Source organism: Acidocella aluminiidurans, assembly GCF_055383125.1.
On record NZ_AP031589.1, the window covers coordinates 3,517,763 to 3,540,712 of the forward strand.

The following is a 22,950-nucleotide window of genomic DNA, read 5'->3' on the forward strand; positions in this document are numbered from 1 at the left end:
ACGGCGCAATATGGCGGGAATCGGCACGATTGTTGCGTTAAGCTCCATAGCTTGTTCCAACCTTTCGGCGGATGCACGATGGATAGTCTCGGATGGGCCAGCGCCCAGGCGGCGGACGCGACCGGATATCCCGGTCTGTTGACGATCGATCTTGGCGCTTTGCGCCGGAATTATGAGCAGCTTTGCGCGCTGGCGGCCCCGGCCGAGGTGGCGGCGGTGGTGAAGGCCAATGCCTATGGGCTGGGGGTGGAGCCGGTGGCGCGCACGCTGCTGGCGGCCGGATGCCGGCAGTTCTTCGTCGCCCAGCTGGGCGAGGCGCTGGCGCTGCGCCCGCTTTTGCCCGAGGCGGCGCGCCTTTACGTGCTGAACGGTCTGCTGCCGGGCACCGCCGCGATTTTTGCCGCGCATAACCTCATCCCGGTGCTGAACGCGCCGGAGCAGCTCGAAGCCTGGCAGGCCCAGGCCCGCGCCTGCGGGCGGCGGCTGCCGGCGATTTTGCAGTTCGATACCGGCATGTCGCGTTTCGGCGTGGCGCCGCAGGCGCGGGCGGCGTTGCGTGCCGCGCTAGCGGCGGCGCCGGAGCTTGAGGCGCTGTATGTGATGAGCCATCTCGCCTCGGCGGATGAGCCGCAAGCCGCGCAGAATGCCAGCCAGCGCGCCGAGATGCTGAAAATTACCGCGGAATTCGCGCCGCTGCCGGTTTGTTTCGGCAATTCCGGCGGGGTGCTGATGGGGGCGGATTTCCAGGGCGCGCTGGTGCGCCCCGGCATCGCGCTCTATGGCGGCGCCCCGCATGTTGGGCGGGTGGGGCCGATGGCGCCCGTGGTCGGGCTCTCGCTGACGGTCGCGCAGATCCGCGACGTGCCAGAGAGTGCCTTGATCGGCTATAGCGGCACCTACCGCGCGGCGGCGCCGATGCGGCTGGCGGTGCTCGCCGCCGGCTATGCCGATGGTCTGCCGCGTGTCTTGGGCGGGCGCGGCGCCGCTTATTATGGCGAGATCCGGCTGCCGATGGTCGGCCGGATGTCGATGGACAGCCTGATCGTCGATATCACCAGCCTGCCCGAGGGCGCGCTCGCCCCCGGCGATCTGGTCGAGATGATCGGCCCGCATCAAAGCCTGGAACAGCTCGCCGCCGATGCCGGCACCATCTCTTATGAAATCCTCACCAGCCTCGGCCAGCGTTATCGCCGGGTCTATCTCTGAATCGCGAAACGGAAGAACGGCATGAAGATCACTGTTCTCGGCGCCGGCGTTGTCGGCGTCACCACCGCCTACCAGCTGGCGAAATCCGGCCATGAGGTCACGGTCATCGACCGCCAGCCCGGCCCGGCTTTGGAAACCAGCTTCGCCAATGCCGGCCAGGTATCCTTTGGCTATTGCGGCCCCTGGGCGGCGCCGGGGATTCCGCTGAAGGCGCTGAAATGGCTGTTCCAGGAACATGCCCCGCTGATCCTGCGGCCGAAGGCGGACCCGGCCATGCTCTCCTGGCTGCTGCGGATGCTCGCCAATTGTTCCACCGGCCGCTACGCCGTGAATAAAGGCCGCATGCTGCGCCTGGCGGATCTCAGCCGCGAGGCGCTGGCCCAGGTGCGCGCCGAAACCGGCATCGATTACGATGCCCGCATGCGAGGCACCGTGCAGCTCTTTCGCACCGATGAGCAGATGGAAGCCTCCGCCAAGGATGTGAAGGCGCTGCAAGCCGATGGCGTCGCCTTCGAGATTCTCGACGCGGAGGGCTGCGCGCGGGTGGAGCCGGCGCTGGCCGCGGTGCGCCACAAGATCAAAGGCGGGCTGCTCACCCCAAATGACGAAACCGGCGATTGCTTCAAATTCACCAACGCGCTGGCCAAGCAGGCTGAGGCGCTGGGCGTGGTGTTCCAATATAATACCGAAATCAAGGATGTGCTGACGCAAGCTGGCAAGGTGACCGGCGTGCTCACCGGCGCCGGGCCGCAAATGGCGGATCGCGTGGTGATGTGCATGGGCAGCTTCTCGCCCTTCATGGTCAAGCGCTTCGGCATCAAGCTGCCGGTCTATCCGGTGAAGGGCTATTCGCTGACGATCCCCATCATCGATGAAAGTCGCGCACCGGTTTCAACCGTTCTCGATGAGACCTACAAGATCGCGATCACCAGGCTGGGCGAGCGGATCCGCGTCGGCGGCATGGCGGAGATTTCCGGCTACACCACGGACCTGCCGGAAGCGCGCCGGCGCACGCTGGAGCTTTCGGTGACGGATCTGTTCCCCGGGGGCGATCTGTCGCGGGCGCAATTCTGGACGGGGCTGCGGCCGATGACGCCGGACGGCACGCCGGTGATCGGCAAGACCAAGATCGAGGGGCTGTATCTGAATACCGGCCATGGCACGCTGGGCTGGACGATGAGCTGCGGCTCCGCCCGCCACATCGCCCAGCTGGTCGGCAACGGCAAGACGGATCTGGACGCCGCCGATTACGAGGTCGCGCGCTATGGCTGACAAAGCGCGGTAGGCGGCTTTGAAAAGCTCTTTTAAAAACCAGTCTTAAAATCAGCAAAAGTTTTTGGGGGTGTGGGGGCTTTTTTCAAAAAGCCCCCAGTTCATCGCCACGTTTTTTGAAAACCGGTTTGGCGGCTGCCGGAGGGATCGTCTCCGGATGCGACCAGATATGCAGCGTCGCGTAGCCGCGCCAGGGCCGCCAGGCTTCTGCCGCGGCTTCGATCTGTTTCCACGCCTGCTGCCCGAATTGATTGCGGATCGCGATATCCTCGCGCGGAAACGCGTCCGGCCAATGCAGCGCGCGCATCGCGATATAGTGCGCCGTCCAGGGGCCGATGCCGGGCAGGGCGCGCAAGGCGGCGATGGTTTTTTCAGCCGGCAGGCCGGATCTCAGATCGAGCCCGCCAGAGGCGATGGCGCGTGAGAGCGCGATCAGGCTGGCGGCGCGGTTGCGAATGATGCCCAGCGCGGCGATGTCATCAATCGTCGCCTCGCTCAGGGCTTTTGGCGTCGGCGCCAGCAAATTCAGCGCCTCGAACGGGGTGGCGATAGGCGTGCCGTAGCGCGCCGCCAGGCGGCCGGCCAGGGTGGTCGCGGCTTTCACGGTGATCTGCTGGCCAAGGATCGCGCGCATCGCCATCTCATGGCCGTCGAAAGCCCCAGGCACGCGCAGGCCGGGATTGCGCGCCACAATCGGCGCCAGTGTCGCATCGCGCATCAGCTGGCCGGAAATGATGTCCGGCCGTGCATCGAGATCGAACAGATCGCGCAACCGCCCGAGCAGGGCCGGCAGCACGGCGGTGAGGCTGGGGGGGAATTCGACCAGCAGCTCATCGCTTTGCGCGCGCTGCGTCACCTTGACCCAGCCTACATAGAAGCCAAGCCGCACGGTGCGGGCATAAAAGGTCGGGGTGACATGCTCCACCCCCTTGATCATCCGCCCGGCAAGGAAGGCGAGCACACCGGGCCAGTCATAAGGCGGCCGGTAGGCGAGGCGCAGCTGCGCGCATGTCTCTGCCGTTATGCCGGGGGAGGGCGTTGCAGCCTCCCGGCGCAGGCGCGAGGGCGGCATGCGATAATGCCGGCTGAACGCATCGTTGAAGCGCCGCAGCGAGGAAAAGCCGCTGGCAAAGGCAATCTGGGTCACCGGCAGGCTGGTTTCCGTCAGCAATTGCTTGGCCAGCAGCAGGCGCTTGCTCTGCAGCAGCTCCATCGGCGAAAGACCAAGCTGGGCCTGCATGATCCGCCTGATCTGGCGGGGGCTGAGCTCGAATTGCCCGGCAATCTGCGCCAAATTTGCGCCAAGGCCGATATCCCCGGTTTCGATTCTCTGCGCGATCAGATGCGCGATGCGCTGCGCGTCATCAACCGGTGCCGCCCCCGGCGCCAGCTCCGGGCGGCAGCGCAGGCAGGGCCGGAAGCCGGCTTTTTCAGCCTGCCCGGCGGTTTGGAAAAACCGGCAATTGCGCGCGGTTGGGGTTTTGGCCGGGCAGATCGGCCGGCAATAGATGCGCGTGGAGGTGACGCCGACATAGAAGATGCCGTCGAAACGTGGGTCGCGCGTGGTCAGCGCCTGATAGGCCGCCTGGGTCTCGATCATCCTCTCCATCCGGGTTGGCTTGAGCGCCGGAGCATAGCGCGCCGGGCGGACAGGGCTAGCCATTTTCGGACATCGCGCCGCCCCCGCCACGATGTCCGAAAATGGCCAGCCCGGTCGCGCTGGCGGGTGTAGGAGGCTGGGGTGATGCAGAAAAGGGCAGGAGAGATGGGCTATCTGTTCAGCGTGATGGACTCACCGGTCGGGGCGTTGCGGCTCGTCGGCAGCGCGGCGGGGCTGGCGGGCGTGTTATGGGCGCGGGAGCCTCCGGCGCGGGTGCCGCATCTGCACGCCGCGCGCGAGGATTCGACGCATCCGCTGCTATGCCGCGCGGCGGCCCAACTGACTGAGTATTTTCAGGGCCGCCGCACCATGTTCGAGATTCCTCTGGATTTCGTCGGCACGCCGTTTCAGCTCCGGGTCTGGACCGCGCTGACCCGCATCCCCTTTGGCGAGACCCGCAGCTATGGCGAGATCGCCGGCGCCATCGGCGCGCCCGCCGCGGTGCGGGCGGTGGGGGCGGCGAATGGCCGCAACCCGGTTTCGATCATCGCCGCCTGTCATCGTGTCATCGGCGCGAATGGCAGTTTGACAGGGTTCGCCGGCGGGCTGGAGGCGAAAGCCTATCTGCTCCGGCATGAAGCCGCCCTGCTTGCCGCCGTCAGCCTTAAACCGCACTTAACCGGCCAGGCTTAGAACCCTCTCAGTCTTTACCGAGGGAGGAATTCATCGATGTCCATACCGGCAATCTCCGATCCGAAATGGCGGAGCGCGCTGATGGGGGCCGAGCCGAAGGTCAATTCGCTCGCCACCAAATTGCTGCTGTCGCGGCTTCGTGAGGAGGTGCGGCACAATCCCTCCGGCATCGGCCGCGCGGTCGCGGAACTCCATGAATTTTTCGCCAACAACGCCTTCGCAGCGCGCGATCTCGTGAATCTTTAAGGAACCTAGCCGATGTTGAATCAATTCATCTCAACCGCGCAGGCGGGCCGGCTGATCGAAAGCGGCGCCATCCTGTTCGTGGCCGGCAGCGGTCAGGCACTGGCCAGCCTGCCCCGGGGCCGCTGGATCGGCGGGTCGACCCCGTATTTCATGACCCCCAATGGCGGCATGGTGGATCATGAGCATGTTTTCTGCACGGTGGTGGAGGGGGCGCAGGATATGCGCATCGCCGTCATCCGCGAGGATGATTTGCAGGGGATTGTCAGGGACCGGCTGCCATCCGGCTTTTCCTATGTGCTGATCCCGGCCTTCACCGGCGTGCATAAACGCTTCGCGCTGGAGGCGCCGGGGCTGCCGAAGCTCTATGAGCAGCCGCTGGTCGGTTGGGTGACAGGCGTGGAGCTGACCGAGCTTGGCAAGATCCGCCCCTCGGTCGTCGATGGCATGAGCGGTCAAATCCATGAGGATGCCGGGCTGGTCATGCATATCGGGCTGAGCCAGGATGTCTTCGCCGAGGCGGATATCGTCAATCTGTTCACGCAAGGCAGCGGCCCGGACATCGTGTTTTCCGAAACCGGCTTTTCCGCCTCGCATTGCGAGGTGGACGGCCAGCGCGTGAATTTCGCCAGCTGGCTGCGCGAACAGGAGGTGGATACCAGCCTGCCGCTGGTCTCCTCCTATGCCGGGGCGATGATCAATGTCTCTTTCCAGGCGGTTCTGCCCGACCAGGTGGAGTTCTACGCGCCGGTGGTGGCGGGGCGGCGCTACCGTCTGGCCGCGCCGGTCGGGGATTATGCCGAGGCCTATGGCAGCTATTGCACCGGCCTGCGGGCTGAGAGCGCCGGCAAGGCGCTCTCCTTCAACTGCATCCTGAATTATCAATATGCGGCGTTGCAGGGGCGCACCACGGGCGGCTTCATCGGCCCGGTGACGTTCGGGGAGATCGCCTATATCCTGCTCAACCAGACGCTGGTGCGGCTGGATCTGAGTTCGGCGCAGCTCGGCGCCGCCGCCTGAGGCGATGCCAGGCCGCCCTCATGACGGGGGCGGGTGGGCGTGCTAGGGGGCGGCGGATGGCAGATATGGTTCAGCCCCACCCCGTCCCGCCCGCCGGCACTGACCTGCCCGTCAGCGTCGCGGCCTTGTATAAATTCACGCCTTTCGAGGATTGCACCTCCATCCGCGATGCCGTGCTGGCACGCTGCCTGGCGCTGGGTATCAAGGGCACGCTCATCCTCGCGCCGGAGGGGATCAACGGCACCATTGCCGGCGAGGATGCGGCGCTGGCGCAGGCCGTGGCCGCGCTGCGGGCCCTGCCGGGTTGCGCGGAGATGGAGGTGAAGTTTGCGCGCGCCCCCGCCATGCCCTTTCACCGGATGAAGGTAAGGATCAAGCGCGAGATCGTCACCATGGGCGTGCCGGGCGTCGATCCGCGCGCCAGCGTCGGCAGCTATGTCGCGCCGGCGGACTGGAATGCGCTGATTTCCGAGCCGGATATCATCCTGATCGATACGCGCAATGATTACGAGGTCGAGATCGGCAGCTTCAAGGGCGCGATCAATCCGCGCACCCGCAGCTTCAGCGATTTCCCGGCCTGGTTCCGGGCGGAGCGCGCCCGGCTGCTGGGCGAAGGGCGGACGCCGAAAGTGGCGATGTTCTGCACCGGCGGCATACGCTGCGAGAAATCCACCTCTTTCCTGAAACAGGAAGGCGTGGAGGCGGTGTTTCATCTGCAGGGCGGGATTCTGAAATATCTGGAACAGGTGCGCGCGCAGGATAGTCTGTGGGAAGGCGAATGTTTCGTGTTCGACCAGCGCGTGACGGTCGGCCATGGGCTGGCGCCGGGGCGCTTTGGCCTCTGCCATGCCTGCCGCCGTCCGGTGAGCGCGGCGGACCAGGCCTCGCCGCTGTTCGAGGCAGGGGTGAGCTGCCCGCATTGCCACGCCGAACGCAGTGAGGCCCAGCGCGCCCGCTATCGCGAGCGGCATCATCAGGAAGCTCTGGCGCAGGCGCGCGGCGCGGCGCATGTCGGCGCCAGCCTGGCCCCGGAATAGACCCGGAAGACACCGCCCGCGCTGCCGGGTCAGCCTCAACACATATTGCGCTATGGCGTGGCGGCGCTGCTGCTGGGGGTGCTGGCGGCAGGGCTGGTGCTGCTGGAACTGCCCGTGCTGGCGCTCCCGGCCACGGCCGGCGCGGTGGCGCTTGTGCCGGGTGTCGCCGTGCTGCTGGCCGGGGCGGGCTGCGCCGGGCTGGTCGTATCGGGCAGAGTCGAGCTTGATGTCGTGACCGCGCCATTATTGCTGGGCTGAGGGGCGGTCTTAGCAGGGGCGGCAGTGCTGGATGCCGTTGTGCCCCCCGTCACCGTGCTCGCTGTCCCCGGGCTGGCCGACCCGGCGCCGGTTGTGCCGGTGCTGGCCGGGCTGGCTGCCGCGCTGTTGGCGGTGCTGTTGGGCTGCGCCTGGCTTGCCGCCGGCGCTGGCGCTGGCGCGGGTGCTGTCGTGGGTGCTGGCGTGGGCGCTTGGGTGAGCGCGGGCAGCGGCGTCGCGGTGATGGCGGCGGGCTTCGGCGTGGCGGCGGCGGGTTTTGCCGGGGCGGGGCTGGGCACCGGCACGGTGTAATCCGGCACGATGCGCGCCTGCTTGCTGCCATTGATCACCAGCACATGCTGCCCGATGGCCAGCGCCGTCTTGCTGGTCTGGGTGACCGAGACCAGGGAATTATTGGTCTCCTGGACGATATATTCCCAGCCTTTGGTGGTCTGCACCGCCTGCTGGGCCGCTGCCCCGCCGACCCCGCCGACCAGCGCCCCGCCGATCGCGCCCAGCGCGTTCAACCCGGCGGAATTGGTGAATTGCGCCCCCGCGACCCCGCCGGCGGCGGCCCCCGTGGTGGCCCCGACCGTGCCGTCGGGCGAGATCACCACCTGCCGCACCCCGATGATCACCCCACGCTGCACTTGCGCCTCCTGCTGGGCGGCGTCGGCGGCATAGGTATTGGGAGAATAGCTCTGATGGCACCCGGCGAGTGGCAACAGGATGAGGCCGGGCAGCAGGCGGGACTTCGATATCAGACGGCGCAAGGCTGAGATCCATGGCTTGAGGGCGGAGCGCCCGCCAATTTAGCCGCTGCGGCGTGGCCTGTCACGCTGGCCGGGCGGCGCCGCCATGCCCCGGCCGGCGGTCTTCCCGCACGCCAAATGAACGCGCCGTCATGACGGAAATGGTCAGCAGGGGCGCCTTTTTCCTGTTTTCCTTTCGCGCCGATCCAGCTAAGCGACATTTTCTGTCTTGTGTCATTTTGTAGGGCTCGCCTTGGCGGCGCCTTGGTTGGAGAGTCCGAGTCCGATGCGTGCCGTCATCCGCCTGTTTCCGCTTTGGGCGATCCTGATCGCCGCCGCCGCCTTTCTGGCGCCGGCCTCCTTCACCCCGATCCTGCCTTGGGTGACGCTGCTGCTCGGTCTGATCATGTTCGCGATGGGGGTGACGCTGACCCCGGCGGATTTCCGCCGCGTGGCGCAGAAGCCGGGGCCGGTGCTGGCCGGGCTCGGGCTGCATTACCTCATCATGCCGCTGGCCGCCTTCATCATCGCCAAGCTGCTCGGGCTGCCGCCGCAACTGGCGATCGGCATGGTGCTGGTCGGCTCGGTGGCCAGCGGCACCTCCTCCACGGTGATGGTCTATCTCGCCGGCGGCGATGTCGCGCTGTCGGTGACGATCAGCGCCGTCTCCACCCTGGTCGGCGTGGTCGCCACGCCGCTGCTGGTGCAGCTTTACGCCACCCATGGCATCCAGGTGAATGTGATGGGGCTGTTGGTCAGTATCGTGAAGATCGTGCTGGTGCCGGTGGCGCTGGGTGTGGCCGTCAACATGCTGGCGCATCGCCTGGTGCGGCGCGTGGAGCCGGTGCTGCCGCTATTTTCCATGGTGGCCATCCTGCTGATCATCGCCGCCGTGGTGGCGGGCACCGCGCATGCCATCGCCGCGGTCGGGCCGATCGTGCTGCTGGCGGTGGTGCTGCATAACGGCACCGGCTATCTCGGCGGCTATTGGGGCGGGCGGCTGCTGGGCTTCGAGGAGAGCGTCTGCCGTACCCTGGCCTTCGAGGTGGGAATGCAGAATTCCGGCCTCGCGGCGACTTTGGGCAAGCTCTATTTCACCCCGCTGGCGGCGCTGCCCGGGGCGATCTTCTCGGTTTGGCACAATATCTCCGGCTCGCTGCTGGCGGGCTATTGGCGTGCCAGGCGCGAACGTCAGGAGAGGCTGGCCCAGGCGGGTCAGGCCTGGCGCAGCACCCAGCGATAGAGCCAGAGCAGCGCGCCGGCGAACACGACCCCGCCCAGCCACAGCGCCGGCGTCGCGAACCCGGCCCCCACCAGCGCCACCGGTGCCTGATTGCCGCTGAACGCCACCAGCCCGGCAAACAGCACCGCCAGCAAGCTCTCGCCCACGATCAGCCCCGAGGCCAGCAGCACGCCCAGCTGGCGCGCCGTCTGCGGATTACGGCTCTTGTCGGCTTTGCGGTCGAACACCGCCCCGGCGATGGCGCCCAGAATGATCATCAGCGTTGTCGAGACCGGCAGATAGATGCCCAGCCCCACCGCCAGCGGCGGCAGGCGCGGCCCCTTCGCCACCGCGCCCAGCAGCTCGTCCAGAATGATGATGGCAACGCCGATGCCCGCCCCCAGCGCGATCAACCCCCAGGGCAGCGAGCCGGTGATGACGCCCTTGGCCAAAGCCGAGATCAGCCCGGCCTGCGGCGCGGCCAAAGCCGTCGCCGGATTGGCCCCCGGCGCGCCGAGAAAGCCGTAAGTCTGCTGCAGCAGGTTCAACACTGGCGGGATCACCACCGCCCCCGCCAGCACGCCGATCACCAGCGCCCATTGCTGCAAGGCAGGGGTGGATTCCACCAGCTGCCCGGTTTTCAGATCCTGCAGATTGTCGTTGGAGATGGTGGCCACCGCGAAGACGATGGTGGTGATGAACAAGGCAAACCCCACCAGCGCCCGCGCCGCCCCTGGCGGCAGCAAGGGCTTCACCCCCACCACCAGCAGCAAGGCCGCCATCAGCACCACCAGAATCCCGACCCCCGAGAGCGGGCTGTTGGAGGAGCCGATCAGCCCGGCCATATAGCCGCACACCGCCGCGACCACGAGGCTGAGCACCACCACAAACACCACCCCGCCAAGCACCAGCGGCAGCGCCGCCCCGCCCAGACCGCTGGCGATGGCGAAATGCCAGAGCAGATAGGCGATCGGCAGCAGGCAGAGCAGCGCGATCAGCCCGACCATGGCGATCGGCATGTCATGCTCGCTGCGCGGCAGCTCCTGCAGCCTGCCCTCGCGCCGTGCCCGGCCGGCGCGCATCGCCCCGCCCAGGCCCCTGGCCAGCGGCCCGGTCAGCTTGGCCAGCGACCAGATCGCCGCCACCGCGATCGCCCCGGCGCCGACGAAACGGACATAATGGCTCCACCCCGCGGATGCGGCGGCGGCGGCGCTGCCGGGACTCGCATGCAGCGCGGTGAAATGCGGCACCCCCCAGAGCCAGCCGATCGCCGCCCCCAGCGCCATCGCCAGCCCCACCCAGAGCCCGACCAGATGGCCGATGGCGAACAGCGCGAAAGAGAGATCGAACTCGAACCCGGTGGCGCCGCCGCGCGCCCCGCCGAAACGGCGATAGCCGGCGATGCTGGCGGCGAAAATCTGCGTCTGCACGATGAAATAAAACACCGCCGAGACGATGCCGCCCCACACCACGGTGCGCAGCCCGGCCCCGCCGGCCTCCGGCGCCCCTTGCGTGCCGACTTTCAGCACCTCCGCGCAGGCCACCCCTTCCGGATAAGGAAGGTCTGACTCGCTCACCAGCGCCCGGCGCAGCGGGATCGTGTACATCACCCCCAAAATCCCGCCGGCGGCACAGATCAGGCTGGTCTGCCAGAACGGAAACCCGCTCCAATAGCCGACGATCACCAGCCCCGGCAGCACGAAAATGATCGAGGAGAGCGTGCCGGCGGCGGAGGCCACCGTCTGCACGATATTGTTTTCCTGGATGGTGGCGCCGCCCACGGCGCGCAAAATCGCCATCGAGATCACCGCCGCCGGGATCGAGGAGGAAAAGGTCAGCCCGGCCTTCAGCCCGAAATACACATTGGCGGCGGTGAACACGAAGGTGATCAGGATGCCGATGAGGACACCGCGCAGCGTGAGCTCGGCGCGGCGGGCGGGGGGCGGGCTTATGGTCATGCGATCATCCGGGGTGCGTTGAAAAAGGGAAGGCGTACTGGCCTGTCTCTTGCCTGAAAGCCCCCCGGCCTGCTGTCAAGCCGCGGCGCGCTGCGCCGGGGGAGGGGCGCTCACAGCGCCTCGTGGCTCAGCCTGATCCATCCGGTGACCGCCTCGTCGGGCTTGAGGATTTTCAACCCATGGGCTTGCGGCCCATCGGGCTGGTTGATCGCGTTATTGAGATGCGAGACCGGCTCGAAGGCGAAAAAATCCTTCCCCGGCGGGGTGAAGAACACCGCATGGCCGAACAAGGGCGATGCCTCGATCCGGATCCTGTAGCCTTGTTCGGGATAGTCCAGAATCGCCTGCCCCGCCCAGCCCTCGAAGCAATTATCGAAATTGACTGAATCGAGGTCGCCCAGCCCGGCTTCCAGCTGGCTTCGCCATTGATCCGTCCGCGCGGCGGGCAGCGCCTCCTGGTCGCTCTCCCACATCGCGGTCGCCGCGAAGCGCACCTTTACCCCTGGCAGGCGGGGGAAATAAAGATGATGCCCCATCCCGGCCGGCATGGCGCGGCGGTCCTGGTTGCGGATGCTGATCTCGATCTCGAACCCGTCCTCCCGCGCCCGGTAAAGCTGGGTGGCCTCATAGGCAAAGGGGAAGGCGAGCAAATCCGGCCGGTTCGGTGAGGAGGCGAGGCGCAGCCAGGCCTCGGCCGGGCTGGCGCGGATAATCTCCCAGGGGGCGAGCAGCGCGTTGCCGTGGATCGCATGGCGCGTCTCCCGCGTGTCCCGGGGCAGGGTATAGTTCTGGCCCTCGAAGCTGAATTGCCCATGGGCGATGCGGTTGGAAAACGGGATCAGCGGGTAGGAGGCCAGCTGGCGCACGCTCACCGTACCGTCAGGCCCGGGTTGCAGCTTTCGCATCAGGCTGGTCCCGCCATGGTGCCAGCCGATGATGGCGCCGCCCTGGCCTGGCGAGAGCGCCAGCTCGGTCGGGCCTTGGCGCAGATATAAGGAGTCAGGCTGGTCGTGCTCTGAAACGGCTGAACGGGTCATTGGCGATCCTCCTTTGGCGGTTACAGCGCAGCGGGCAGGAGGCGGCAAGGCCGCGCTTGACAAAAAGTTGTCAATTAAGTTTATAATATATGTAAATCGATCGGCCGGAATAGGGCGGCGCCGCATTGGCCGCCTCCGGACATCACGCTGATTTCAAACGAAGATCATGATTTGGTAAGGGATAAGGATCGCAAGATGAGCTTCACCGCTGAAGAGTTTCGCGCCCGGCTCACGGGCATCTCGGGCATTCTCGTGACGCCGTTCAACCGGCAGGACCAGATTGACCCGGCACCGCTCGCCGCGATCGCGGAGCGGGCGGCGGCGGCGGGCGTGCATATTCTCACCGCCAACGGCAATACCGGCGAATTTTACGGCCTGACCACCGCCGAGGCGGAACGCGCCGTGCATGCGGCGGCGGAGGCGGTGGCCGGGCGGGTGCCGCTGCTGGCCGGCATCGGCCGCTCGATCCATGACGCGCTGGCCCTCACCAAGGCCTCCCGCGCCGCCGGCGCTTCGGCGCTGATGGTGCATCAGCCGCCCGACCCCTTCGTCGCCCCGCGCGGCGTGGTCGAGTATGTGAAGCGCATCGCCGAGGCCGGGCAGGGGCTGCCGGTGGTGATCTATCTGCGCAATGACGGCATCGGCCTGGACGCCATCGCCGATCTTTGCGCCATCCCCAATGTCGTCGGGGTGAAATGGGCAACCCCGGCGCCGCTGCGCCTGGCCGAGGCGATCCGCCGTGCCGACCCCTCCATCGTCTGGGTCGGCGGGCTGGCCGAAACCTGGGCGCCGGCCTTCTACGCGGTGGGGGCGCGCGGCTTCACCTCCGGGCTGATCAATGTCTGGCCGGCGCATTCGGTCGCGATTCACGCCGCCCTAGAAGCCGGGGACTACGCCAAGGCCCGCGCGATGATCGCCACCATGGAACCGTTCGAGGCGCTGCGGGCCGAGGAAGGCAACGGCACCAATGTCTCGGTGGTGAAGGCGGCGCTGGCGCTGATGGGGCAGGATTGCGGGGCGGTGCGCCCGCCGGGCGCCTGGCCGCTGACCCAGCGCCAGCAGGACGATCTGGCCCGCAACCTCGCCGCCTGGGGGCTGACCAAGGCCCACGCGGCCTGAGCAAAGCCAGCGCGATCCCGCCTGGGTCTTCCCAGGCGGGATCGCGCCGGCGGATGCCCGCTGAAGGCGGTAAAATTCTTCTCGCCGTTTTCAAAAAAGCGGCGACACGCGTGGGGCGGCCGGAGGCCGCTCCGGCTTCCAGCCTTAATTGACGCTTTTATGGGCGGACTGGGCCAAAAAACGCAGCGTCCGCGATGTTGATTGTTCAACAATCGCCCCCGCCTCCAAAACCAAGCCATCATTTGCCCGATCTCGCCTGTCGCTCCCTCGTGGCATTGCTCTTGCATTGTTTCCCGCGGTTGCGCCCCGGCGCGGTACTGAACGCAGGAACAATATATAGATGACCACCAGACGGCATTTCACCACGATCATGGCGGCGGGCGTCGCCTCTCTCACCCTCGCTGGCCGCGCCCTGGCCGATACGCTGGACGACATCAAGAAGTCTGGTGTCCTGCGCGTCGCGGTGCCGCAGGATCTGCCGCCTTGGGGCTTTGTCGGCCCGGACATGAACCTGCAGGGCTATGATATCGACATGGCCAAGCTGATCGCCGCGAAAATCGGCGTGAAGCTGCAGATGACCCCCGTCACCTCGGAAAACCGCATTCCCTATTTGCAGACCGGCAAGGTCGATCTGATCATCTCCAGCCTCGGCAAGAATCCCGCCCGCGCCAAGGTGATTGATTTCTCCGACAAATACGCCCCCTTCTTCAGCGGCGTCTTCGGTCCGGCGAATATCGATGTCAAAACCGCCGCCGATCTCGCCGGCAAGAGCATCGCCGTCACCCGTGGCAATATCGAGGATATCGCGCTGACCAAGCTCGCCCCGCCAAGCGCCCAGATCATGCGTTATGGCGATAACCAATCCACCATCTCCGCCTTCATCTCCGGCCAGACCCAGCTGATCTGCACCGACAGCTCGACCACCGCGACGATCATGGCGCAGAACCCGCCGCGCGCGCCGCTGCTGAAATTCATCCTGCAAAGCTCGCCCTGCTATGTCGGGGTCAACAAGAACCAGCCGGCATTGCTGGCCAAGGTGAACGCCATCATCGCCGCCGCCAAGGCCGATGGCACCTTGAACAAATATTGCGAAACCTGGCTGAAACAGCCGCTGCCCGCCGGTTTCTGACACCGCGCGATGACGTATCAGTTCGATTTCGGCGCCATCATCGGCTATTGGCCGATGATGCTCCACGGCATCGCCATCACCGCGGAGCTGACGCTCTTCGGCACGCTGCTGGGGATCGCGGTCTCGGTGCTGGGCGGCTGGGCGCGCACCAGCGGCAAGCTCTGGCTCAATCTGCCGGTCACGATCTATGTCGAGCTGATCCGCAACACGCCCTTCATCGTGCAGCTGTTTTTCATCTTCTTCGGGCTGCCGGCGCTGGGCCTGCGCATGGATGCGGTCGATGCCTCGATCCTCGCCATGGTCGTCAATCTCGGCGCCTACGGCACCGAGATTGTCCGCGCCGGGCTGATCGCGACGCCACGCGGGCAGATCGAGGCCGGGGCCAGCCTTGGCCTCTCCAAGCCGCAGATTTTCTGGTATGTGGTGCTGGCCCCCGCCCTGGCGCGGATCTGGCCGGCGCTGGCCAGCCAGGTGGTGATCGTGATGCTGGGCTCCTCGGTCTGCTCGCAGATCAGCGTGCAGGAACTCACCTACGTCGCCTCCTATATCCAGTCCCGCAGCTTCCGGGCGTTTGAAGCCTATTTCGTCGTCACCGCCTTGTATCTGGTGCTGGCCCTGGCGCTGCGCCAGGCCTTGCTGCTGGCCGGGCGGCATCTCTTCAAAGGCGTGCAGGCGCGATGATGGGCTTTACCACCTGGGATATTCTGCGTGGCCTGCTGCTGGCGACGCGCTGGACGCTGGCCCTCTCCGCCGGCGCATTTTTCGGCGGGGTGCTGGCCGGGCTCATCGTGCTGGTGCTGCGGGTACAGCCCAATCGCCGCCTGGCCTGGGTGGCGCGGATCTATATCGAAATCTTCCAGAGCACGCCGCTGCTGATGCAGCTCTTCCTGGCCTTCTTCGCCCCGGCTCTGTTCGGGCTCAACGTGCCGGCCTGGGCCGCCGCCTGGGTCGCGCTCTCGCTCTGGACCGGCGCCTTTCTCGCCGAGATCTGGCGCGGCAGCGTCGAGGCGATACCCGCCGGGCAGTGGGAGGCGGGGGGCAGCCTTGGCATGTCCTATCTCGAGCAGCTGCGCCATATCATCCTGCCGCAGGCGCTGCGCATCGCCGCCGCTCCCAGCCTTGGCTTCATGGTGCAGGTGATCAAGGGCACGGCGCTGACCTCGATCATCGGCTTTGTCGAGCTGGAAAAGGCCGGCACCGCCATCACCAACGCCACCTTCCACCCGTTCACGGTCTATGGGCTGGTGGCGCTCATTTATTTCTGCCTCTGCTACCCGATCGCGCTGTGCAGAGGCTGGCTCGAACGGAGGCTCAATGCCGCTCATCTCGCTCACTGAAATCCATAAAAGCTATGGCCAGAATGAGGTGCTGAAAGGCATCACGCTGGATATCGAGCCAGGCGAGGTGATCGCGCTCATCGGCAAGAGCGGCTCGGGCAAATCCACGCTGTTGCGCTGCATCAACGGGCTGGAGACCTACCAGCAGGGCAGCATCCGGGTCGCCGGCACCAGCGTCATGGAGAGCGCGGGGCAGTTGCGGCTGCTGCGCCAGAAGGTCGGCATGATCTTCCAGCAATTCAACCTGTTCCCGCACCTCAGCGTCGGGCGCAACGTGATGCTGGCGCCGATGGTGGTGAAGAAAACCGGCAAGGGCGAGGCCGAGGCGCTGGCGCGGGAAATGCTCACCCGCGTCGGGCTCGGACAGAAATTCGATGCCTATCCCGGTCAGCTTTCCGGCGGCCAGCAGCAGCGCGTCGCCATCGCCCGCGCGCTGGCGATGCAGCCGCTGGCGCTGCTATGCGATGAGATCACCTCGGCGCTGGATCCGGAGCTGGTGAACGAGGTGCTGGCGGTGGTGCGCGACCTGGCCGCGCAGGGCATGACGCTGGTGATGGTGACGCATGAGATGCGCTTCGCGCGTGAGGTCTGCCATCGCCTGGTGTTCATGCATCAGGGGCGGATTCATGAAAGCGGGCCGCCGGAGCAGGTTTTCACCGCGCCGCAAACGGCTGAGCTGCGGCAGTTCATCGGCCAGCGCGACGCGGCGTAAAGCGGCAGAATATTTGAGGCGTTGGCGCTATGTTGCCAACGCCCAAGCGTTTCCGCCCCTTTTTTGAAAAAAAGGGGCGGCCCCAAAAAACTTTTGTAAATCAGCAGGCGGTTTCTTTCGCCCGCGCCACCGGGGCCAGCGCGAAGAACGGCCGCAACCGCGTGCCCACGATGTTGCCGGTGAAGGCGCAGGCCAGCCACAGCCAGCCATGCACGCTGCCCGAGACAATCCCGCTGAAATACGAGCCGATATTGCACCCGAAGGCCAGCCGCGCCCCATAGCCCAGCAGCACCCCGCCGATCGCCGCCGCCAGCGCGGAGCGGAGAGGAATCCGCCACACCGGCTCGAACTTGCCCGCCAGCAGCGAAGCCGCGAACGCGCCCAGCATGATGCCGATATCCATCACCGAGGTGATGTCATGCGACACCGGCGCCGCCAGCAGCCCCGGCTGATGCGCGAAGAACGGCCAGGCGGCGACATTCACCCCTAAACCCTGCGCGATCTTCGCCCCCCACAGCGCGAAGGCCGAGGTGATGCCCCAGGGCCGCCCGGCCAGTGCCAGCGTGGCGAAATTCAGCACCGCCAGCGCCACCGCGCCCACCCACATCGACCACGGGCCGACCAGCCAGCGCGGCCCGCTCACCGGCGCCGGCGCATCATGCTCCAGCGCGCCATGGCGGCGCTTTTCCAGCCGCGTCGTCACCCAGGCGATGACCGCGAACAGCGCCAGATTGAGCAGCATCGCCGGTGCCAGCCCCAGATTCAGCACCAGCGAATAAGGCTTGAAGGCCGGCTGCGCCGCCCACCAGGGCAGCTGCAACGCGCCCAGCAGGGAGCCGACAATGAAGAAGGCCAGCGTGATGATCATCCGCGTGTTGCCGCCACCCACCGCGAACAGCGTGCCGGAGGCGCAGCCGCCGCCCAGCTGCATGCCGATTCCGAACAGGAAGGAGCCAACCGCCACGGAAACCCCGATCGGCGAGACATAGCCTACCGCCGGATGGCCAAAAATATGCCCCGCCGCCAGCACCGGGAAAAACAGCAGCGTGCCCAGCGCCAGCATCAGCATCTGCGCGCGCAAACCGGCACCCCGGCGTTCCAGGATGAAGCGCCGCCAGGCGGAGGTGAAGCCGAACGAGGCGTGATACAGCGCTACACCCAGCAGCGCGCCGACCACCCAGAGGGCAGCCTGCTTATGGCTGACCGTCTGGTCGAGATAGATCAGGCCGGCGAGAAACAACAGCGCCGCCAGCACCAGACCGCGGCGCGGCGCGCCCGTGGTGAAGGCCGGACCGGCAATGAGGGACGAATCGGACATTCGAAACCAAGCTCCAGGAGGCGCGGGGGAAGAAAAACGCGCCCGATCCCGTTCCATGAAGTCATTCGCGATGAAGATGCAATAAACCCGACAAAAATGGTGGGGATTGCCTATGGTATCAGCCATGCGCGGCGGTTTTCTTCTCTGTCGCCGCGGCGCCGCACAAAATGTTTTTGCCCTGGGACTGCCCAGACTCGCGGTGCGATCGCGGGCGCCGTGCCGCGTTATTGGGCAGCTTGCGCCCCCGGACGATGAAGCCCCCCGAATAAGGGCTTTGCGCCGCGCGCAAATCTCGTTACCCTCCAACATGTTCTGGCGCCCGGCTGGCCTGGCTTCAATAAACAAATGGGGGTTTTCATGAAATTCAAAGCATTTTTGCTCAGCGGCCTGGTCGCCGGGTTTGGCGCCGCCTATGCCGCCGCGCCGGCGCACGCGGATGAGCTGCAGGACATCAAGTCCAAGGGCGTGCTGGTGGTCGGCGTCAAGGCCGATTACCCGCCTTTCGGCTATCTGAGCCCGTCCGGCCAGAATATCGGCATCGAGCCGGACATGGCGGCTGACATCGCCAAGCGCCTGGGGGTCAAGGTCAAGTACGTCAATGTCGTCGCCGCGAACCGCATCCAGTTCCTGCAGCAGGGCAAGATCGATCTGCTGATCGCGACCATGAACGACACGCCCGAGCGCGCCAAGATCGTCGACATCATCCACCCGGATTACTACGCCTCCGGCTATAATCTGATGGTCGCCAAGACCGTGCCGCTGCATAGCTGGTCGCAGGTCAAGGGCGTGCCGGTCTGCGCCATTCAGGGCTCGTTCTACAACAAGGAAGTGGCGGAGAAATACGGCGCCGAGCTGGTCGCCTTCACCGGCGTCGCCGAGGCGCTGACGGCGTTGCATCAGGGCCGTTGCGACGCCTTCCTCTATGACGACACCGCCATCGAAGGCAAGCTGCAGGACCCGAACTGGAGCGGCTACGACATGCCGCTGCCCTCGCAGGACGCGCAGCCCTGGGGCATGGCGATCAAGCAGGGCGAGCCGGCCTTCGAGAAATTCCTCTCCCAGACCGTGAGCGACTGGAACAAGACCGGCTACGTGCTGCAGCTGGAAACCAAGTACCATATCCAGCATTCCAAGTTCGCCGAGGATGCCCACAAGGCCGCCAAGTAAGCGCTAGACTTTGAACGCCCTCGCCCCCATTGCCGACTGGTTCAGGCATCTCAACGCCACCACCGGCATCAATTTCACGGTCTTCTACGACCCGTTCGACGCCACGCGCTTCGTGCACGGTCTATGGGTGACGATTGAATTGTCGGTGGTCACCATCATCGCCTCGGTGCTGGTGGGGGTCATCGGCGCCTGGGGGCAGGGGGTGAAATCCGCCTGGGTGCGGGGTGTGACGTGGAGCTATGTCGAGCTCTTCCGCAACACCCCGCCTCTGGTGCAGATCTATTTTTTCTTCTTCGGCCTGTCGGCGATGCTGCCGCATTCCCACAACGGCTTTGGCATGGTGCAGCCGCTGATCGGCGGCTTCGCCTGGGCCAGCATCTCGCTCGCCCTCTATGCCGGATCCTTCAATGTGGAAATCTTCCGCTCCGGCATCGAGGCGATTCCGCATTCCATGCTCGAAGCGGCCGAGGCGCTGGGCTATACCCGCCGGCAGACCTATCTGAACGTCATCCTGCCGCTGGGCCTGCGCATCTGCCTGCCGGCGCTGACCAATAATCTGGTCAATCTGATCAAGACCACCACGCTCGCCTACGCCATCGCGGTGCCCGAGCTGCTCTACGTCTCCAACCAGATCTGGTCGGATGCCGAGAACGTGCCGGAGATGATGATCCTGCTCTTCATCATCTATATCGTCCTGGTCGGCATTCTGGTGGCGTTGATGCATTGGTGGGAACGGGCCTTGCGCCGTCCGGGGTTGGGCACATGAGCGATCTTCCGGTTTTCCCGAAACTGCCCGAGGCGCTGCGCCCGCGTGCGCGCGCCGGTCTGAGCTTCGCCCTGCCGCGCCTGACCATCTGGCACGGTTTCGGCCTCACCGTTCTGCTGCTGATCTGCGCCAGCGTCGCCCAGGCCGCCAATCCGGCGCCGCTGCAGAAGAGCATCCTCGCCACACTCGTGCAGTGGACGCCGCTGCTGCTGCGCGGCTTCCTGCTGAATATCGAAATCAGCTTCCTGTCGATGGCGATGGGCACGGTGCTGGGCATCGCGCTCGGCCTCGGGCTGGTGGCGCAGACCAAGCCGCTGCGCCAAGTCAGCTGGGCGCTCACCCAGTTCTTCCGCAACGCCCCCTGGCTGGCGCTGCTGTTTTTCATGATCTATCTGCTACCCTACCATATGCGCATCGGCGGGCTGCATATCTCCTTGCCGGACTGGCTGAAGGCGGTGATCGGGCTCGGCCTGCCGGTGATGGCGAATGTCGCCGAGATCGTCCGCGGCGGCGTGCGCTCCATCCATCCCGGCCAGTGGGAAGCCTCTGAATCGCTCGGCTTCACCCGCAACCAGCAGCTTTTCTCGATCATCCTGCCGCAGGCCTTCAAGCGCATGCTGCCGCCCTGGATGAATCTCTACGCCATCCTCACCACCAACACGACGCTGGCCTCCATCGTCGGGGTGAATGATGTCGTCACCCGCGCCGGCCAGGTGCTGGCCGCGGCGGGGAACAATCCCGGCCTGCTGGCACCGGTTTACGCTTACGTGCTGCTGCTCTTCTTCATCTATACTTACCCGGTCGCGATCGCGACACGGCGCCTGGAGCGCCGCACCAAGGTACGGATCTGACCCATGGCCGACGCTCTCCTCACCATCGAGAACCTGCATAAGCGCTTCGGCGATGTCGAAGTCATCAAGGGCGTGTCCTTGCAGGTGCCCAAGGGCAATGTCGCCTGCATCATCGGCCCGTCCGGCTCCGGCAAATCCACGCTGATCCGCTGCGTCAACGCGCTGGTGCCCTTCGAGCAGGGCAGCGTGAAGGTGCTCGGCATCGAGGTGAATGACCCGAAGCTGGATAAGCTGAAGCTGCGCCGGCATGTCGGCATGGTGTTCCAGCAATATAATCTCTTCCCGCACCGCACCGCCCTGCAGAATGTGATGATGGCGCCGATGCAGGTGCTCAAGCGTCCGCGCGCCGAGGTGGAGGCGGAGGCCTACGCGCTGCTGAAGAAGGTGCGGCTGGAGGCCAGGCGCATGCCTATCCCGGCGAGCTCTCCGGCGGCCAGCAGCAGCGTGTCGCCATCGCCCGCTCGCTGGCCATGCGCCCGGATCTGATGCTGTTCGACGAGGTGACGGCCGCCCTCGACCCTGAGACGGTGGGTGAGGTGCTGATCACCATCCGCCAGCTCGCCGAAGAGGGGATGACCTGCGTGCTGGTGACCCATGAGATGAATTTCGCCCGGGAAGTCGCCAACGAGGTCTATTTCACCGATCGCGGCGTCATCGTCGAACACGCCCCGCCGGCGCAATTCTTCGGCAACCCGCAGGATGAGCGCACCCGCACCTTCCTGTCGCAGGTGCTGTAACCGGCGCGCCGCCATTTCGTGACATCGCTCGCAGCTTGTTGCCCGGGCGCTGGCCTGGCGCGTAAGAAGGCGCCTGGGCACGAGCAGGAAAGGTGACGATGCGCGATTTTCGACCGACCATGGGCCTACGCGATGTCTGAACCCCGCCATCATAACGGCGCCAACCCGTTCCTGCGCGAATGGAGCCGGCTGCGCCATGTGTTCCGCGAGGCCTCGCCTTATGAGAGCTTCGAGCATGTGATCATTCTGGTGCTGACCGTGCTGATCATGGTGATCACGGCGGTGGCGACGGTCTCGCTGGTGCAGGATGTCTGGGGGCTGGTCTGGCAGGACCAGTTCAGCGCCAATAACACGGCGGCCTTCCAGGACGTGTTCGGCAATATCTTCACCGTGATCATCGCGCTGGAGTTCAAAAGCTCGCTGCGCCTCACCTTTGTCGAGCGCAAGGAGGTGGTGCGCGGGCGCACCATCATGCTGATCGCGCTGCTGGCGGTGGCGCGGAAATTCATTATTCTGGACCTGCAATCGACCCCGCCGGCCGAATTGCTGGCCCTCTCCGCCGCCGCCTTGTCGCTGGGGGCGGTTTACTGGCTGATCCGCGAGCAGGATGTGCGCATCTTCATGCGCCGCGGCCAGCCGCCGGCCGAGGCAACCACCCCGACGAAACCAGGATAGGTTGCAAAAGTTTTTGGGGTATGGGGACTTTTTTCAAAAACTCCCCATAAACGTTTGGGGTGGTGGCAACAAAGTCGCCACCACCCCGACCCTCTTTCGCCGCTTTTTTGTAAAAAAGCGGCACCAAAAAACTTTTAGATGATTTTGGTCCGCAGCGTGCCGATTCCGGCAATCTCGCCCTCGACCATATCGCCCTTGACGATGGCCCCGACGCCCTCCGGCGTGCCGGTAAAGATCAAATCTCCCGGCGCCAGCGCCACAAACTTGGACAGCGTGGCGACAATATCCGGCACCGGCCAGATCTGGTCCGCCAGATCCCCATCCTGACGCACCTGGCCATTGACGCTGAGCGCGATCCGCCCCGCGGCCGGATGGCCGATTTCGCTGGCCGGGACGATGCTGCCGATCGGCGCCGAGGCGTCAAACCCCTTGCTCAGATCCCATGGCCGGCGCATGCCCTTGGCCTCGTCCTGCAAATCCCGCCGGGTCAGATCCACCCCGATGGAATAGCCGAACACATGGCCCAGCGCCGCCGCCGGGGAGATATCCCGCCCGCCCTTGCCGATGGCGACCACCAGCTCGATCTCGTAATGCAGATTCTTGGTCTCGCTCGGATAGGGTGTGTCCTTGCCCTCGGTCACCAGCGCATCGGCGGGCTTGGTGAAAAAGAACGGCGGCTCGCGCGTCGGGTCATTGCCCATCTCGCGGGCATGGGCGGCATAGTTGCGGCCGACGCAGAAAATCCGGCGCACCGGGAAGGCGCGGCCGTCGCTCACCGGTACGGTGATCGGCGCCGGCGGGGGGAAAACGAACTCGGCCATGCTGATGGCTCCTTTTGGATGGG

24 protein-coding genes are annotated in these 22,950 nt (G+C 65.8%); 18 read left to right on the forward strand and 6 right to left on the reverse strand.

Annotation, left to right across the window (positions count from 1 at the left end):
- Positions 1 to 78: 78 nt before the first annotated feature.
- Together alr and ACZ46S_RS17345 are read left to right on the forward strand one after the other, a co-directional pair.
- The gene (alr, locus tag ACZ46S_RS17340) at positions 79 to 1,206 is read left to right on the forward strand and encodes an alanine racemase (RefSeq protein WP_464062749.1); all 1,128 of its coding nucleotides are present in this window, start codon (positions 79 to 81) and stop codon (positions 1,204 to 1,206) included.
- Positions 1,207 to 1,227: 21 nt separating this feature from the next.
- The gene (locus ACZ46S_RS17345) at positions 1,228 to 2,478 is read left to right on the forward strand and encodes a D-amino acid dehydrogenase (RefSeq protein ID WP_464062750.1); all 1,251 of its coding nucleotides are present in this window, start codon (positions 1,228 to 1,230) and stop codon (positions 2,476 to 2,478) included.
- 85 nt (positions 2,479 to 2,563) lie between these two features.
- On the opposite strand, the gene ACZ46S_RS17350 is transcribed toward ACZ46S_RS17345, so the two are convergent.
- Positions 2,564 to 4,078: an AlkA N-terminal domain-containing protein gene (locus ACZ46S_RS17350; protein ID WP_464062751.1), complete on the reverse strand. Its 1,515-nt coding sequence runs from the start codon at positions 4,076 to 4,078 to the stop codon at positions 2,564 to 2,566.
- A 144-nt stretch (positions 4,079 to 4,222) separates the two neighbouring features.
- Between ACZ46S_RS17350 and ACZ46S_RS17355 the strand changes: the two genes are divergently transcribed.
- From ACZ46S_RS17355 to trhO, 4 genes are read left to right on the forward strand one after another with little or no spacing between them, the layout of a single operon-like run.
- Complete coding sequence (locus ACZ46S_RS17355; RefSeq protein WP_464062752.1) at positions 4,223 to 4,771, forward strand: methylated-DNA--[protein]-cysteine S-methyltransferase; 549 nt, start codon at positions 4,223 to 4,225, stop codon at positions 4,769 to 4,771.
- 36 nt (positions 4,772 to 4,807) lie between these two features.
- A complete protein-coding gene (locus ACZ46S_RS17360) occupies positions 4,808 to 5,017 on the forward strand; it encodes a hypothetical protein (protein ID WP_464062753.1) in 210 nt (69 codons plus the stop codon).
- A gap of 12 nt (positions 5,018 to 5,029) precedes the next feature.
- Entirely contained in the window at positions 5,030 to 6,034 is a 1,005-nt protein-coding gene (locus ACZ46S_RS17365) for a DUF6976 family protein (protein WP_464062754.1), read from the forward strand.
- Between the two features lie 56 nt (positions 6,035 to 6,090).
- Positions 6,091 to 7,071: an oxygen-dependent tRNA uridine(34) hydroxylase TrhO gene (gene trhO / locus ACZ46S_RS17370; RefSeq protein WP_464062755.1), complete on the forward strand. Its 981-nt coding sequence runs from the start codon at positions 6,091 to 6,093 to the stop codon at positions 7,069 to 7,071.
- Between the two features lie 50 nt (positions 7,072 to 7,121).
- Here trhO and ACZ46S_RS17375 read toward each other — a convergent pair whose 3' ends face one another.
- The gene (locus ACZ46S_RS17375; protein ID WP_464062756.1) at positions 7,122 to 8,099 is read right to left on the reverse strand and encodes a hypothetical protein; all 978 of its coding nucleotides are present in this window, start codon (positions 8,097 to 8,099) and stop codon (positions 7,122 to 7,124) included.
- A gap of 265 nt (positions 8,100 to 8,364) precedes the next feature.
- Between ACZ46S_RS17375 and panS the strand changes: the two genes are divergently transcribed.
- Positions 8,365 to 9,321 carry a ketopantoate/pantoate/pantothenate transporter PanS gene (panS, locus tag ACZ46S_RS17380; RefSeq protein ID WP_295739115.1) on the forward strand — a complete coding sequence of 319 codons (957 nt, stop codon included), beginning with the start codon at positions 8,365 to 8,367 and terminating at the stop codon, positions 9,319 to 9,321.
- Here panS and ACZ46S_RS17385 read toward each other — a convergent pair.
- Together ACZ46S_RS17385 and ACZ46S_RS17390 are read right to left on the reverse strand one after the other, a co-directional pair.
- On the reverse strand, positions 9,294 to 11,258 hold the full coding sequence (locus ACZ46S_RS17385; protein ID WP_464062757.1) for an OPT family oligopeptide transporter: 1,965 nt from the start codon (positions 11,256 to 11,258) through the stop codon (positions 9,294 to 9,296). The two genes, panS and ACZ46S_RS17385, sit on opposite strands and share 28 nt — an antisense overlap.
- Positions 11,259 to 11,368: 110 nt before the next feature.
- Complete coding sequence (locus tag ACZ46S_RS17390; RefSeq protein WP_464062758.1) at positions 11,369 to 12,295, reverse strand: aldose 1-epimerase; 927 nt, start codon at positions 12,293 to 12,295, stop codon at positions 11,369 to 11,371.
- A gap of 195 nt (positions 12,296 to 12,490) precedes the next feature.
- Between ACZ46S_RS17390 and ACZ46S_RS17395 the strand changes: the two genes are divergently transcribed.
- The 5 genes from ACZ46S_RS17395 to ACZ46S_RS17415 all read left to right on the forward strand — a co-directional run bounded on the left by ACZ46S_RS17395 (position 12,491) and on the right by ACZ46S_RS17415 (position 16,592).
- Positions 12,491 to 13,414: a dihydrodipicolinate synthase family protein gene (locus tag ACZ46S_RS17395; protein WP_464062759.1), complete on the forward strand. Its 924-nt coding sequence runs from the start codon at positions 12,491 to 12,493 to the stop codon at positions 13,412 to 13,414.
- Between the two features lie 340 nt (positions 13,415 to 13,754).
- Complete coding sequence (locus ACZ46S_RS17400; protein WP_464062760.1) at positions 13,755 to 14,543, forward strand: transporter substrate-binding domain-containing protein; 789 nt, start codon at positions 13,755 to 13,757, stop codon at positions 14,541 to 14,543.
- A 9-nt stretch (positions 14,544 to 14,552) separates the two neighbouring features.
- Positions 14,553 to 15,224 (forward strand): amino acid ABC transporter permease, encoded by a 672-nt coding sequence (locus ACZ46S_RS17405; RefSeq protein ID WP_464062761.1) that lies wholly within the window; start codon positions 14,553 to 14,555, stop codon positions 15,222 to 15,224.
- Positions 15,221 to 15,880 (forward strand): amino acid ABC transporter permease, encoded by a 660-nt coding sequence (locus ACZ46S_RS17410; protein ID WP_464062762.1) that lies wholly within the window; start codon positions 15,221 to 15,223, stop codon positions 15,878 to 15,880. The genes ACZ46S_RS17405 and ACZ46S_RS17410 overlap by 4 nt, the downstream gene beginning before the upstream one ends.
- Positions 15,858 to 16,592 carry an amino acid ABC transporter ATP-binding protein gene (locus ACZ46S_RS17415; protein ID WP_295739127.1) on the forward strand — a complete coding sequence of 245 codons (735 nt, stop codon included), beginning with the start codon at positions 15,858 to 15,860 and terminating at the stop codon, positions 16,590 to 16,592. The genes ACZ46S_RS17410 and ACZ46S_RS17415 overlap by 23 nt, the downstream gene beginning before the upstream one ends.
- Before the next feature lie 100 nt (positions 16,593 to 16,692).
- Here ACZ46S_RS17415 and ACZ46S_RS17420 read toward each other — a convergent pair whose 3' ends face one another.
- Positions 16,693 to 17,910, reverse strand: a complete 1,218-nt coding sequence (locus ACZ46S_RS17420; RefSeq protein WP_464062763.1) for a YeeE/YedE family protein — start codon at positions 17,908 to 17,910, stop codon at positions 16,693 to 16,695.
- Positions 17,911 to 18,267: 357 nt separating this feature from the next.
- Here ACZ46S_RS17420 and ACZ46S_RS17425 point away from each other — a divergent pair, with 357 nt between their 5' ends.
- The 6 genes from ACZ46S_RS17425 to ACZ46S_RS17450 all read left to right on the forward strand — a co-directional run bounded on the left by ACZ46S_RS17425 (position 18,268) and on the right by ACZ46S_RS17450 (position 22,106).
- Positions 18,268 to 19,077, forward strand: a complete 810-nt coding sequence (locus ACZ46S_RS17425) for a transporter substrate-binding domain-containing protein (RefSeq protein WP_295739131.1) — start codon at positions 18,268 to 18,270, stop codon at positions 19,075 to 19,077.
- A gap of 10 nt (positions 19,078 to 19,087) precedes the next feature.
- Complete coding sequence (locus tag ACZ46S_RS17430) at positions 19,088 to 19,843, forward strand: amino acid ABC transporter permease (RefSeq protein ID WP_464062764.1); 756 nt, start codon at positions 19,088 to 19,090, stop codon at positions 19,841 to 19,843.
- On the forward strand, positions 19,840 to 20,694 hold the full coding sequence (locus ACZ46S_RS17435) for an amino acid ABC transporter permease (RefSeq protein ID WP_464062765.1): 855 nt from the start codon (positions 19,840 to 19,842) through the stop codon (positions 20,692 to 20,694). The genes ACZ46S_RS17430 and ACZ46S_RS17435 overlap by 4 nt, the downstream gene beginning before the upstream one ends.
- Positions 20,695 to 20,697: 3 nt before the next feature.
- Complete coding sequence (locus ACZ46S_RS17440; RefSeq protein ID WP_464062766.1) at positions 20,698 to 21,180, forward strand: ATP-binding cassette domain-containing protein; 483 nt, start codon at positions 20,698 to 20,700, stop codon at positions 21,178 to 21,180.
- On the forward strand, positions 21,147 to 21,431 hold the full coding sequence (locus ACZ46S_RS17445; protein ID WP_464064304.1) for an ATP-binding cassette domain-containing protein: 285 nt from the start codon (positions 21,147 to 21,149) through the stop codon (positions 21,429 to 21,431). The genes ACZ46S_RS17440 and ACZ46S_RS17445 overlap by 34 nt, the downstream gene beginning before the upstream one ends.
- Before the next feature lie 132 nt (positions 21,432 to 21,563).
- Positions 21,564 to 22,106, forward strand: coding sequence for a phosphate-starvation-inducible PsiE family protein (locus tag ACZ46S_RS17450; RefSeq protein WP_464062767.1), 543 nt, complete (start codon positions 21,564 to 21,566; stop codon positions 22,104 to 22,106).
- Between the two features lie 134 nt (positions 22,107 to 22,240).
- On the opposite strand, the gene ACZ46S_RS17455 is transcribed toward ACZ46S_RS17450, so the two are convergent.
- Complete coding sequence (locus tag ACZ46S_RS17455) at positions 22,241 to 22,927, reverse strand: fumarylacetoacetate hydrolase family protein (RefSeq protein ID WP_464062768.1); 687 nt, start codon at positions 22,925 to 22,927, stop codon at positions 22,241 to 22,243.
- Positions 22,928 to 22,950 lie beyond the last annotated feature (23 nt).